The sequence below is a fragment of the Arthrobacter sp. MDT1-48-3 genome (assembly GCF_054511015.1).
This window is the reverse complement of the sequence record NZ_JBTNDL010000007.1, coordinates 12706-25991: the sequence shown is the minus strand read 5'-3', so window position 1 is coordinate 25991 and position 13286 is coordinate 12706. Positions and strand designations below refer to the sequence as shown.

Annotated in this window: 5 protein-coding genes and 4 pseudogenes; 5 read left to right on the top strand and 4 right to left on the bottom strand. The window is 65.6% G+C overall.

Annotated elements, in window-relative coordinates; translation table 11 throughout:
• Positions 1 to 97: 97 nt before the first annotated feature.
• The 3 genes from ACX80L_RS14140 to ACX80L_RS14130 all read right to left on the bottom strand — a co-directional run bounded on the left by ACX80L_RS14140 (position 98) and on the right by ACX80L_RS14130 (position 7986).
• Positions 98 to 2224 carry an acyltransferase family protein gene (locus ACX80L_RS14140; protein ID WP_459290391.1) on the bottom strand — a complete coding sequence of 709 codons (2127 nt, stop codon included), beginning with the start codon at positions 2222 to 2224 and terminating at the stop codon, positions 98 to 100.
• Positions 2225 to 2329: 105 nt separating this feature from the next.
• Positions 2330 to 4900 (bottom strand): GH25 family lysozyme, encoded by a 2571-nt coding sequence (locus ACX80L_RS14135; protein WP_459290389.1) that lies wholly within the window; start codon positions 4898 to 4900, stop codon positions 2330 to 2332.
• Positions 4901 to 4977: 77 nt separating this feature from the next.
• A complete protein-coding gene (locus ACX80L_RS14130) occupies positions 4978 to 7986 on the bottom strand; it encodes a hypothetical protein (RefSeq protein WP_459290387.1) in 3009 nt (1002 codons plus the stop codon).
• A gap of 316 nt (positions 7987 to 8302) precedes the next feature.
• On the opposite strand from ACX80L_RS14130, the pseudogene ACX80L_RS14125 reads away from it, so the two are divergent.
• A pseudogene (locus ACX80L_RS14125) lies at positions 8303 to 8566 on the top strand (CpaF family protein); the annotation flags it as partial.
• An 18-nt stretch (positions 8567 to 8584) separates the two neighbouring features.
• Here ACX80L_RS14125 and ACX80L_RS14120 read toward each other — a convergent pair.
• Positions 8585 to 9205: pseudogene (locus ACX80L_RS14120) on the bottom strand (site-specific integrase); the annotation flags it as partial.
• A gap of 17 nt (positions 9206 to 9222) precedes the next feature.
• Between ACX80L_RS14120 and ACX80L_RS14115 the strand changes: the two are divergent.
• The 4 genes and pseudogenes from ACX80L_RS14115 to ACX80L_RS14100 form a co-directional block, all read left to right on the top strand.
• Positions 9223 to 9501: a phage major capsid protein gene (locus ACX80L_RS14115; RefSeq protein WP_459290385.1), complete on the top strand. Its 279-nt coding sequence runs from the start codon at positions 9223 to 9225 to the stop codon at positions 9499 to 9501.
• 1074 nt (positions 9502 to 10575) lie between these two features.
• The gene (locus ACX80L_RS14110) at positions 10576 to 11835 is read left to right on the top strand and encodes a hypothetical protein (protein WP_459290383.1); all 1260 of its coding nucleotides are present in this window, start codon (positions 10576 to 10578) and stop codon (positions 11833 to 11835) included.
• 125 nt (positions 11836 to 11960) lie between these two features.
• Positions 11961 to 12637: pseudogene (locus ACX80L_RS14105) on the top strand (CpaF family protein); the annotation flags it as partial.
• 154 nt (positions 12638 to 12791) lie between these two features.
• Positions 12792 to 13181 (top strand): annotated as a pseudogene (locus ACX80L_RS14100) (type II secretion system F family protein); the annotation flags it as partial.
• Positions 13182 to 13286 lie beyond the last annotated feature (105 nt).

The following is a 13286-nucleotide window of genomic DNA, read 5'->3' as shown; positions in this document are numbered from 1 at the left end:
CAGGACCGGACGCCGCCGGGATCCTGACGGCGCCGCACTCCTGGCGGCGCCGCACTTCTGATTCGGCGCCGTTGCTCCTCCGGTCCGGCGGTACGCCTCAGGACCCGGCCGCTTTGAACCGCTCGGCGAACTCCGGGATCAGCGAACGGATGTAGCTCCGCGCCACGTGGTCCTTGTCGAAGTAGACATGGAGGCCGCCGATGGCCGCGTAGCACGTGTCGTCGGGGCAGAACCGGTCGGAGAGGTCGAGGACACGGACGTTCGCCTGCTCGAGCGAGCGGGCCGCCTCTGCGGCCGGATCGTCCGGCAGGGCGCGCGTCTTCTCGTTCGCGCAGTCGAGCGGTGATTCCTCGTTGCGGGCCAGGCACTCCGGCGTCGAGCGCTCCAGGGTCAGGGGGGTGTCCCTGATGACGTAGACCTCAGTGCCCTGGGCAGCCCAGGGGCCCACCCGGTCCGCGAAGGCGTCCCGGTACTGGTCCGCCTGCGCGCGGCCGGTGCCGTCCTCGATCTCCTCACCGACGGAGAACGAGGAGAGGAACACGAGGTCCGGCGACGTGGCGAGGACACGATCGGAGACGGCGGCACTCCATTGCAGGCACCGACGCTGCACCTTGGTGTCGGTCTCGGCTCCCATGAATGCGGCGCGCTTCACGTCGAGATACGGGCAACCGCCGACGAGGCTGATGTTGACCGTCCAGTTGTTCTCGCGGGCGAGGGGGAGTATCGCCGCCTTCCACTGCTCCGCATGGGAATCGCCGATCAGCCAGACGGTCTCGTGATCCTCCTGTCCGTCCGAGAAGTCGCACAGCGTCAGGAGCTTCTGGTCGCCCACGACGATCGGATCGGGAGCTGTGCCGCATTGCGCGTCGTCGAACCAGGGAGCTTCTCCGTCGCCGACGTTCGTCACCTCGGGGGGCCCGAAGGGATCCTGGCACGCGGTGGCGGACAGGCTCTTCGCGCCGAAGCATTCGCCTCCGGACAGGGCGTCGAGGCGCTCTGCTTCCGCTGCCTGGGTGACGGTGGCGGCGACGATCGATGCGGCGCAGAGCGCCGTGACCGTCAGTGACGCGACCAACGTGACACCGAGGATCTTCCGCGGTGACGCCTGTGGCAGCAGGCGGGATCGTCCCGGGTCCTCGACGTACTTCTTCGTCAGTCCGGCCAGGACCAGGGACAGCAGGAGCGCCCCGAGGAGGTCGAGGGTACCCAGCGGACGGTCGATGATCGACGGCAGCAGGATGATGACGGGCCAGTGCCAGAGATAGAGGGAGTAGGAGATGTTCCCCAGCGTCTGGACGGCGGAGACGCCCAGCAGGGTGTTGGGTGACCAGAGCGGGGACTGCGGGCCCGAGGCGATGACCAGCGCCGTACCGACCACGGGTACGGCCGCGAGGTATCCCGGGAAGTAGGTCGACTCGTCGAAGACCAGCGCGGACGCGACGATGAGACCCAGCCCCGCCCACTGGGCGAGACCTGCGAGCCGGATGCGTGCCGGATACCGGGGGTCGCCGAACCAGGCGGAGGAGGTGGCGGCGATGAGACCGCCGACGGCGAACTCCCACACCCGGGTGGGCGTCACGAAGTACGCTTCGCTCCTGCTGGTGTAGGTGAGGAAGATCGAGAACGCGAACGAGGCCGCGCCGACTGCAGCGAGTACGGTCAGCAGGAAAGCCCGCGGGGAGCGAAGCCTGGCCGCCAGGAGGTACACGCCGAGGAGGAGGAGCGGCCAGACCAGGTAGAACTGCTCCTCGACGGACAGCGACCAGTAGTGCTGGACGGTGGATGCCTGGTTGTTCTGCGCCGAATAGTCCACGGACTGCGCTGCGAGGGACCAGTTCTCCACGTAGAGGGTGGCGGCGATGGTCTCCCGTCCGATGGACAGCAGCCTGTCGGCGGGCAGGTAGACCGTTGCCACCAGGAGGGACAGCAGGGCCACGACCAGTGCGGCGGGCAGCAACCGCTTCGCCCGCCGCGCATAGAACTGCCCCAGGCGGATCCGGTTCGTCCGCCCGAGTTCACCGAGCAGGTGCTTGGTGATCAGATAGCCGGAGATGACGAAGAAGACGTCGACGCCGACATACCCGCCGGCGATGAGGCCCGGCCAGAGGTGGTTCGCGACGACGAGGGCAACGGCCAGCGCGCGGAGTGCCTGGATGTCGCGCCGCTGCGGGTTGCCGGGCCGAGCGCGTCTCGTCGGCCCGGCTATGGCAGCCTGGTCAATCAAACATTCTCCTAGTATTCGGGTTCATCGTCCACGGACGTCGGTGTACGAGTGCGATCTCATGATAGCCTTCCCCGCTTCCCGGTCCGCCCACCGGGGTGGGGTGGGTCAGGTTCGTTTGACGCCGGTGGTGGAGGTCCAGGTGAGGGTTCCGCGTTGGAAGCTCTGGGTGCATTTGGTGCGGGTGGGGCAGGTCTGGTTGGTGGTGGGGTAGCCGAGGGTTCCGTTCTCGGCGCCGGCCTTGCGGTAGGTGGTGCGGATGGGGCCGTTGGCGGTGATCCTGGCTCCGGTCTTGGAGCTCCAGAGGATCTCGCCGTTCTGGAAGGACTGGTAGCAGCCGTTGTCGCGCAGGCCGCAGATCTCGGCGGTCAGGGGGTAGCCCAGGGCGCTGTTCTCTGCGCCGGCCTTGCGGTAGGCGTTGCGGATGGAGCCGGAGGTGCTGAGCGTGGTTCCGGTGCTCGGGCTCCAGTAGATGTCGCCCCGCTGGAAGGACTGGTAGCAGCCGCCGTCGCGCAGGCCGCAGATCTCGGCGGTGACGGGGAAGCCCAGCTGGCCGTTCTCCGCTCCGAGGGATCGGTAGAGGTCGCGGATGCCGCCGGTCCTGCTGATGTTGGCTCCGGAGTCGCTGGACCAGAGGATCTCGCCGCCCTGGAAGGACTGGTAGCAGCCCTTGTCGCGGATGCCGCAGACCTGGGCGTTCACGGGGTAGCCCAGGAGGCTGTTCTCTGCTCCTGCCTTGCGGTACGCGGTGCGGATGGGGCTGTTGGAGATGATCTGCGCGCCGGTGGCGGGCGACCACATGATCTCGCCCGATGCGAAGGACTGGTAGCAGCCGCCGTTGCGCAGGCCGCAGGTCTCCTCGCCGGCGGGGAATCCGAGGGCGCTGTTCTCGGCGCCCGCGGCGCGGTAGGCGTTACGGATCCCGCCGGTCCTGGTGATGTGTGCTCCGGTCTCGGTGGAGGAGAGGATCTCCCCGTTCTGGTACGTCTGGTAGCACCCGCCGAGCTTGAGTCCGCAGATCTCCGCGCTGGTGGGGTAGCCCAGGATGCCGTTCTCCGCGCGTGCTGCCCGGTACGCGGTGCGGATCGGGCTGGCCTTGGAGATCTGGGCGCCCGTGGCCGAGGACCAGAGGATTTCTCCGTTCTGGAAGGCCTGGTAGCAGCCGCCGGCTTTGAGCCCGCAGGCCTCCGCGGCCAGGGGGAAGCCCAGTGCTCCGTTCTCGGCGCCGGCAGCACGGTACGCGGTGCGGATCACGCCGACCTTGCTGATCGCGGCTCCGGAGGCCTTGGACCAGAACACCTCGCCCTTCTGGAAGGACTGGTAGCACCCGTTGTCGCGGATCCCGCAGACCTGTGCCGCGGTGGGGTAGCCCAGGGCTCCGCCTTCGCCGCCGGCTGCCAGCCACGCGGTGCGCAGCGGCCCGTTCAGGGAGATGACAGCACCCGTAGCACTGGACCAGATGACCGCGCCATTGGCGAACCCCTGGTAGCACCCTCCACCGGCCAGATCACACACGACACCGGAGCGCACCTCCCCGAGCCCGGACGAGGACGCGACAACCGCCGAGATAGCCGCCGCCGCCGGCGACGGAGTCGAATTCACATCGTTCCTGGCGAATGCCTGCAGGCTTGCCAGGGTCCCGTTCCACTGGTTCCAGTCACCGATGACCGGCCCGCTGTCCGTGTACTGCCACACGTCCTGCTTCGCCCAGCCGCTGGGCATGGTGCCGGGGGTGGTCGTACCGTAGCGCGCCACGTGGAGCGCATGGTCACCGAACGCGGTGGAGTTGCCGGTGCACTGGTTCCACCAGCTGGCCGCCGTGTAGATCATCGGCTTCCTGCCGGTCAAGGCCTGCATCTGCCGGGAGAAGTCCGCGATCCAGGCGACCATCTGCGAGGGCGTCATGTTGTAGCAGGTATTGCCCAGCGACGGGTAGGGATTGAACTCGACGTCGAGGAGTGGGGGGAGGGTCTTGCCGTCCGCACTCCAGCCTCCGCCGTTCCGGACGAAGAACGTCGCCTGCGCCGAGCCCGAGGACAGGTTGGGCAGGGCGAAGTGGTAGGCACCCCGGTACATACCCGCTGCTGCTGCGCCCGCGTACTGGTCCGAGAAATACGGATTGACGTAGTCGTTGTTCTCCGTCGCTTTGACGTAGGCGAAGCGGGCACCGTAGCCGGCGGCCGCCGACCAGGCGACGGACCGACCCTGGTGGCTGCTGACATCGACGCCCAAGACCCCGCCGGGGTTCCAGTAGTTCGTCGCCGCCGAGCCCTGCTCCGAGGAATCCTCGGCAGCGCCCTCGCCATTCAGGAAGCCCTCCCGCGATTCCGCTGCGCGAGGGATCTGGGGATCGCCCGACTCGGCGATCCGCGCGAGTCCCTGCCCCATGGACGCGTTCCTCACCTCGGGTGGCGCCACGGCTGCCGCACCCTGCTGCTCCGCCCCCTCGACCTCCGGGGGGAGGACACCTTCTGCGGGAGGGGTCGTCGCACCGTCCGTCGGTGTCCCACCGACGGCAGGGGGAACCTCGACCGTGGGTGGGGGAGTGACCAGCGGTGCTACGTCGCCGATCTCGCTCGCCAGGGCAGGAGACACCGATGCCGGCGCCAGAGGACTGACGAGGATCGCTGCGAGCAGCAGGGCGAGTCGGGCCGATGTGGAAGTTCGCTTGGTTATCACTGTGAAATCACCTATTTGTTCGGGGCCGCACATGGAGAGGAACACGTGCTGGTGGATCCGTGTCGGGGTGGGGTGGGTCAGGTTCGTTTGACGCCGGTGGTGGAGGTCCAGGTGAGGGTTCCGCGTTGGAAGCTCTGGGTGCATTTGGTGCGGGTGGGGCAGGTCTGGTTGGTGGTGGGGTAGCCGAGGGTTCCGTTCTCGGCGCCGGCCTTGCGGTAGGTGGTGCGGATGGGGCCGTTGGCGGTGATCCTGGCTCCGGTCTTGGAGCTCCAGAGGATCTCGCCGTTCTGGAAGGACTGGTAGCAGCCGTTGTCGCGCAGGCCGCAGATCTCGGCGGTCAGGGGGTAGCCCAGGGCGCTGTTCTCTGCGCCGGCCTTGCGGTAGGCGTTGCGGATGGAGCCGGAGGTGCTGAGCGTGGTTCCGGTGCTCGGGCTCCAGTAGATGTCGCCCCGCTGGAAGGACTGGTAGCAGCCGCCGTCGCGCAGGCCGCAGATCTCGGCGGTGACGGGGAAGCCCAGCTGGCCGTTCTCCGCTCCGAGGGATCGGTAGAGGTCGCGGATGCCGCCGGTCCTGCTGATGTTGGCTCCGGAGTCGCTGGACCAGAGGATCTCGCCGCCCTGGAAGGACTGGTAGCAGCCCTTGTCGCGGATGCCGCAGACCTGGGCGTTCACGGGGTAGCCCAGGAGGCTGTTCTCTGCTCCTGCCTTGCGGTACGCGGTGCGGATGGGGCTGTTGGAGATGATCTGCGCGCCGGTGGCGGGCGACCACATGATCTCGCCCGATGCGAAGGACTGGTAGCAGCCGCCGTTGCGCAGGCCGCAGGTCTCCTCGCCGGCGGGGAATCCGAGGGCGCTGTTCTCGGCGCCCGCGGCGCGGTAGGCGTTACGGATCCCGCCGGTCCTGGTGATGTGTGCTCCGGTCTCGGTGGAGGAGAGGATCTCCCCGTTCTGGTACGTCTGGTAGCACCCGCCGAGCTTGAGTCCGCAGATCTCCGCGCTGGTGGGGTAGCCCAGGATGCCGTTCTCCGCGCGTGCTGCCCGGTACGCGGTGCGGATCGGGCTGGCCTTGGAGATCTGGGCGCCCGTGGCCGAGGACCAGAGGATTTCTCCGTTCTGGAAGGCCTGGTAGCAGCCGCCGGCTTTGAGCCCGCAGGCCTCCGCGGCCAGGGGGAAGCCCAGTGCTCCGTTCTCGGCGCCGGCAGCACGGTACGCGGTGCGGATCACGCCGACCTTGCTGATCGCGGCTCCGGAGGCCTTGGACCAGAACACCTCGCCCTTCTGGAAGGACTGGTAGCACCCGTTGTCGCGGATCCCGCAGACCTGTGCCGCGGTGGGGTAGCCCAGGGCTCCGCCTTCGCCGCCGGCTGCCAGCCACGCGGTGCGCAGCGGCCCGTTCAGGGAGATGACAGCACCCGTAGCACTGGACCAGATGACCGCGCCATTGGCGAACCCCTGGTAGCACCCTCCACCGGCCAGATCACACACGACACCGGAGCGCACCTCCCCGAGCCCGGACGAGGACGCGACAACCGCCGAGATAGCCGCCGCCGCCGGCGACGGAGTCGAATTCGGGGGAGTGATCGTCACGACGGCGCTTGCAGCGCCCGGGTCGTTCGTGGGGACCGACATCGAGGTGATCTCCACGCGTGTCCCCGTGTGGGTGGTGAACGTCTGTCCCGCCTTCCACGTCAGGGCACGGTTCGAGTAGCCGTACAGGCCGCTGTTGGGGGTGAGGACCACCGATGCGTTGCCGGCCCAGCCGAGGACGTCCTGCTTGGTGATCTTCACGCCCTGGTTGCCGCCCACGGCAGAGGTCCTGTCGTAACCGAGGGGCACGCGGAGCTCGAGGTAGTACACCTCCTTGCTCTTCGGGTCCACGAACTTCAGCGCCCGCTGCGTCTCGCTGCCGCTCCAGGGCTTCAGGGTGTACTGCTTCCGCTCCGACGGCGTCCCGATGTTGCGGATCTCCGAACCGGACCCGAAGCCGCCGTACTCCCAGAGGAAGGCATTGATCATCGGGGAGCTGACCTGGGCGTAACCCATCATGTCGGACATGTCGCTGTACTCGGACGACCAGCAGCCCGAATCGCCCCAGAACGATCCGGTGCGTTCCGCGTCGAGCCGTCCACCCGGGCAGGCGAGCGAGTTGGCGTGGTGCAGGCCGAGGACGTGGCCGAACTCGTGGGTCACGACGTTGTTGGTGAGCGCCGACGGGTAGGGCATGATCACGCGGCCGCTGGTGGAGCTGTCGGTGAAGCCGCCGCCCAGGATGCCCCAGGAGCCGTTGTAGTTGAGGTCGGCATGGGGGACGAAGATCACGAGGGACTCGTAGGGCCGGTACTGCCAGTTCAGTTCCCTCGTCACGGTCGCCATGATCGTCCCGTAGGAGTCGGTGATCCGCGCCGCCGACTTGTGCCGGTACTCGCTCACCTTCGTCATCGACAGGCGTCCTGCGGAGGCTGAATTCCAGTAGGCGTTGGCGCTCGTGATCGAGTTGCGGGCCGCTGTCATGTTGATCGCGTCGGTATCGGCAACTGTCTTCCCCGACAGTTGCACGGTGACCAGCGTGACCTTGAAGTCGCCGCTGCGCGGTGCGATCGCTGCAGACCCGGCGCTGCCGTCGAGGCCCAGGGGCGACGCCGACTTCATCGGGCTGACCGGCTGGGCGAAGTGCTCGCCGTACCGGGCGTTCGAATCCGGGTCCTCGAGCGGGTTCCACGTGAGGTCCGGGACGAAGGACGTGACCTCGTCCTGGGCTGCGGCGGGCGCTTCGGCGGTTGCAGCCGACGCCGGGGCGGGGACTGTCGGAGCAGGGGCGGGGACTGTCGGAGCCGGCGTCGTGGCGGCTTTCGTCCCGCTGTCGACGGCGGGTGCCGGCGCGACGGGTGCGGTCGTCACCTTCGGTGCGGCAGGGGCACTCGCCGGGCCGGTCGCGATTCGAGGGGCGGCCGGGACGGCCGGAGCAGCGGTCGCGGAAGGGGTCGGGGCCGTTACGGCGTCTGTTGCTACTGCGGGGACCGCGCTGCCCATGAGACCGAGGGACAGGAGGGCGGCACACAGGAGTCGAGCGGGGGAGGGCAGGGTCACGGGTTCTCCAGCAAAATCCGGGCGTCAGCCAGCGATTGAATCCCGAGAAGACTTACATAGCTGTTACGACTGTGACGGGGGTTTCGGATGTGAAACCGGAATCCTCGGTAAAACCTGCGCGTTCCGTGGTAATTCCACTGGGCGTGTCGTGCGGTTGCAGTCTCCCGCACGCTGTAGGGGCGGGAAATTGCGGTTATGCACATCTGCCGCACCGTCTAGTCGGGCGGGGCCGCCTTGAGTAGGGTGATTCGCAGCAGGAGCCGACCGGGCTCGACCACCACGCCAACGGCGGCGTGCAGGTACGCGGGGGATATCCATGGATGCTGTGCACGTGGTCGAGGGCGAGGTGCGGGAGCTCATCCGGAGGCGTGGGCTGGATCCCTCCCGCCAGGTCGACGAGGTGCAGCTCCTGGTCCGCGATGCCGTCGCCGATTACGAGGAACGCTCGGTCCTGGGGTTCCTCCCACCGTTGGGCCGGCTCGATGCCGCACGCAAGCAGATCTACGACGCCGTCGCCGGGTTCGGCGCCCTGCAGCCTTTCCTGGACGATCCCACGGTCGAGGAGATCTGGATCAACTCACTCCAGTGGGCATAACGCCTAGTCAGCAGCCTGTATTACGGTGCCAGTCCGCCGAGAGTCCGCAGCACGTCCCAAGGACTCGCGCATCAAGTCCGCGGCGGCGGCTCGCGTGCGGTCCTCGGCTGTTGGCCACAGGTGACTGTATGTATTAAGGGTGGTGCTCGCGGTCGCGTGTCCCATGGCTCTTTGAACTGTGACGACGTCGCATCCTGACGCAATCAAACCTGAGGCGTAGAAGTGGCGCAGGTCGTGCAGACGAAGTCCCACGAGCCCTTCATCTCGCATGATGGATCTCCACCATTCGCTGATGGTGTTGGCGTGTGCTGGCAAATTATTTGCTCGCGGGAAAATCCATTGGCTTTCGCCCCCAACGCCGTAGTGCTCTACGTGCCAGGCGAGCATCTTCACGAGTTCATCGGGAAGATGCACCAATCGCTCGGAACCGTACTTTGGGGCCCGCACTTCGGGTGGGAGTCCGATAGGCCGCTGTACTTGTCGAGAGACTTGGAGAGTGCGCTTCAGGAAATTGATGTCGCTGACCTGTACTGCTGATGCTTCACCCAGGCGTAGGCCACCAAAGGCGCACAGACCGATTAGAGGACGGAGCCCGGGGTCCGCCGCAGCCATGATGCGGCCTACTTCTTCAGGAGTACACTGTGGCGCTGGTCAAGACCGGCACGGGATCCAATGCGGATCTTCTCGTGGACAAGCGCACCGTCAACGGCGTTCCGCTCATCGTCTCCCGAGACCTGCCCGCCGGCACCGTCTACGGCGTAAACTCCACCAAGCTCTACTCGGTCCTCCGTCAGGACGTAACCCTCGACACCAGCAAGGACGCATTCTTCACCTCCGACAAGCTAGCTGTCCGCTCCACCATCCGCGTCGGGTTCGGGTTCGCTGACCCCGCAGCCATCGTCAAGATGACTGCCGCCTGAGCCACACACCCCTCACGGGCCGGCCTCGATGACGGGGCCGGCCCTTCAACCCATGTGGAAAAAAGCCCTAGAGAGATATCTCGCTAGGCCAGAGGAGCGACTTTCGTAGAGGTTTTTGGGGGGTCCATGCCCCCCAAGCTTCGTCGACTGTCGCTCCTCTGGCACTGCGACTGGTATCCCCCCGAGTTGTCCATCCACATTGATCAGAGCAGGACAGCATGCTTACAGCCGACGACCGTGGCCTATGGACCATCCTCAGCGCCGACCCACAGACACGAGACGAGTGGGCAGCAGCTCATCGTGTTGGTCAGTGGGCATGGAACCGATATGAGGGGTAAGCGATACCAGGCAAACCAAAAGTCCCCGAGTATTCATCAGCAGGATGGGTCCTTGCCGTGCTCACACGAGACGCACCAGAGGCACACCAGCATTGGTCAGCAACCCCGCACAAGACCGTTCCCCGATGACGTGGAACACGGGCCGATCAGCACGACTACTAGGCGACTGGAAAAGCCTACGCAGAGCCGTGCAGCACAGAGCCGGCGACCGATGCCAGTGGATCACGGCAGGAGTTAGATGCGCCGAGCAGGGCACCGAATGCGACCACATCAAGCCCGGCGACGATCACTCCCTGTCAAACCTTCAATGGCTGTGTACAAAGCACCACCAGGGCAAGACCACCCAAGAAGCACAGCAGGGACGCAGAGCTGTCTCCCGCAAACGTCCACCGATGCAACACCCCGGACTGATCTTGAGGGGGGCGCACCCCCCACCACCCGGTCGCACAGGCCACCTTTCGGCATAGGGCCTCAGCCTTTGTACGAAACTCAAACCCTTTGTCACGCGCGCGCACGCGAGGACCCACCCCCTTGCCCCGCGGGGTGGGGGCAGATCTGACGCCTACGGCATAGTCAGATTTCCTACCGAACGTATGTCAGGTGTGTCTATCAACTTCAATCACGCTCATTCGTGGTTCACGGCGCGCAGATTTGGCTCAGACTCCTGATCGGGCCGTGGAAAGGAGGGGCTGTGAAGCTACGGTAATGTCGCCTCCAAACCCACAGGAGGCAACGTTTGAAGCGCTCGGAATTCGATTCCCATCCGATCTGGAACCAGGCGACCACTCTGCTCGGTCAGGCAGATGCGCTCAAAGCCGTCGATGCTGATGAGCAGGGGCAGCTTGACCGCATTCACCTCATCATTGATTACGTCCTGACGCATAGGGACATGGCATCTACCTACGCCGCCTTCTTCACCGGATCGATGCTTGATCCAGCCGCAGCACACATTCAGCAAGCAACGTCTTACATCGCATCACGGGCATCTTCGCCCCAGAACCGCGCCCAAACGACCTCAGCGGTTACCTACGTGGAGGCCGTGCTGATCGATATGGCGCCATGGCCCCGTCGATACGCCAAGGGTGGGGTCGTTACTCAGCTGAACACTCTGTTCGAGGACCTGCTTGAGCGCCAGAACGAGCACTTGGTAAAGCAAGAGCAGCGCCAAATTGAAGTCCTGTCTCATCTCGATGCCATAGCTGACGAAGCACGGCAGCTCTCACTTCAAACTGAGGCAACTCTGCACGAGGTAGCGGCCAGCGGCCAGAAGGTCGCGACTCAGATTGACGCTGCTGCTGTGAGGATCGACGAGGTTGTCCAGACCGGCATTAAGACGATCGATGGCCTCAAAGACAAGAACACAACGTCCTTCAGCGAGTGGAAGCAGTCCGCCGACGACGAGTTGAAAGCCGTCTTCGAAGAGATGAACAAGGATATCGACGCCGGGCAGAAGGAGGTGACCGCAAAACTAGAGCATCTCCGTAAGACGGCGAAGGACTACGACAGCCTTACAACGGCAGACGCTGCGGGTGTGCTGGCGCAGCACTTCGCTACAGAATCTCGAACGACCCGAACGACGAGCCTGACCCTGCTCATAGCGGGATTTGTGTTCCTCATCGCAGCGGCCGCGCCATTTGTGCCGCTGCTCTTCGAAAACGACGAGACACCTCCAACTTGGCAGAGCATCGTCCTCAGGTTGTCATTCGGTGCACTTGCTGCGTCAGCAGCGACCGTAGCGATACGTCTTGGAAGCCGATTCTCCGCTGAGGCTACGGCTAGTAAGCGGATGGAGATGGAACTTCGCACCTTCGGCCCCTTCCTCGCCGCCAATACCGATCAAGAGAACGTTGACGCTGCTCGCCTTGAGCTAATCGACCGGGCTTTCGGAAAAAGCTACATCGCCCATCTAGGCGGGCGACCCGATGAGGACACAGTCCCTGTGTCTGGACTCACCGACATCATCAACGCGATTGGTCGAGTAGCCGGGCGGCAATAACGTAGTCCGCAGAAAGTCCGCCAAAAGCTCGTAAACAACCAGCTAGGAGCAACCCCAGACCACGCTAAAACAGCCTAGATCTAGCGCATCCCCGCATTCGTCAACCACCTACCAATCCGTGACCCGAATTCTGGATCAATGCGCCGTCGGAGGTGTATGTCGCGCGGAACGGGGAATCCGAACTCACGGCGCTGTCGCTGAGCGAGCAGCAGGTGCGGGACCTCGTCGAGAAGATGCTGAAGTCGAGCGGCCGTCGCCTGGATCTGTCCTCGCCCTTCGTGGACGCCTCCCTCCCCGATGGGTCACGGCTGCATGTCGTGATCCCCGACGTCACCCGCAAGCACTGGTCCGTGAACATCCGGAAGTTCATCGCCCGGGCTTCCCGGCTGGAGCACCTGGTGGAATTGGGCACCCTGTCCCCACAGGCGTCGCGGTTCCTCGGAGCGGCCTCAACATCCTCGTGTCCGGGGCGACCCAGGCAGGGAAGACGACGATGCTGAACTGGCTCGGTGCGTCGATCGGTCCCCGGGAGAGGGTCATCACGATCGAGGAGATCTTCGAACTGCGATTGCCCCTGCGCGACGTGGTCGGCCTGCAATGCAGGCAGCCCAATCTCGAGGGCCACGGTGAGATCCCCCTGCGCCGCCTCGTGAAAGAGGCACTGAGGATGCGGCCGGACCGGCTGGTCGTCGGCGAGGTCCGGGAGGCGGAGTGCCTGGACATGCTGATCGCGCTGAACATCGGTTTGCCGGGGATGTGCAGCGTCCACGCCAACAGCGCCCATGATGCCGCACTTTGCACACCGCGTGTACCCAGAGTCTCATCTCAAGCCCACGTGGACCGGAGATTCTGCATCTCTTAGTCGGAGCATTCGATCTTCGATGAACATGTGGCACGCCGCCCTTGAGCGCTTCATAGCACCTGCCCAAGCTTCTGAGCAACCACTCGCAGCGCTCCTGTCGGCCGACATCAGGCGGCGCGAGACCCGCATGCTCGCCGAGTTCCCAAGACTTGCCGAGCTGATGGCACTCGCCGTCTCGGCGGGCGAGAGCACTACGGGTGCCCTCGAGCGGATCTGCAGGACGGCGACCGGGGAACTCGCCGGCGAGTTCGCCCTCGTCCTGGCCGCCACGCGGGCGGGGAAGCCCCTCGTCGACGCCCTCCAGGAATTCTTCAACAGGACGCGCCTGGCCCCGCTCGCGCGATTCGTGGACGGCATCACCGTGGCCGTGCAGCGGGGGACACCGCTGGCCGACGTGCTGCGGGCCCAGGCCCAGGACGTCCGCGACCTCGCCAAACGCGAGCTGATGGAATCCGCGGGCAGGAAGGAGATCGCGATGATGGTGCGCAACGCGTGTTGCTACCGCTCCTAGGACTACCCACCACCAGGGTTCTCCGCTTGCCGTTGTCTGGTGCCACGGCGCCTTCGGGAGCTGCTTGCGGTCAAGCCG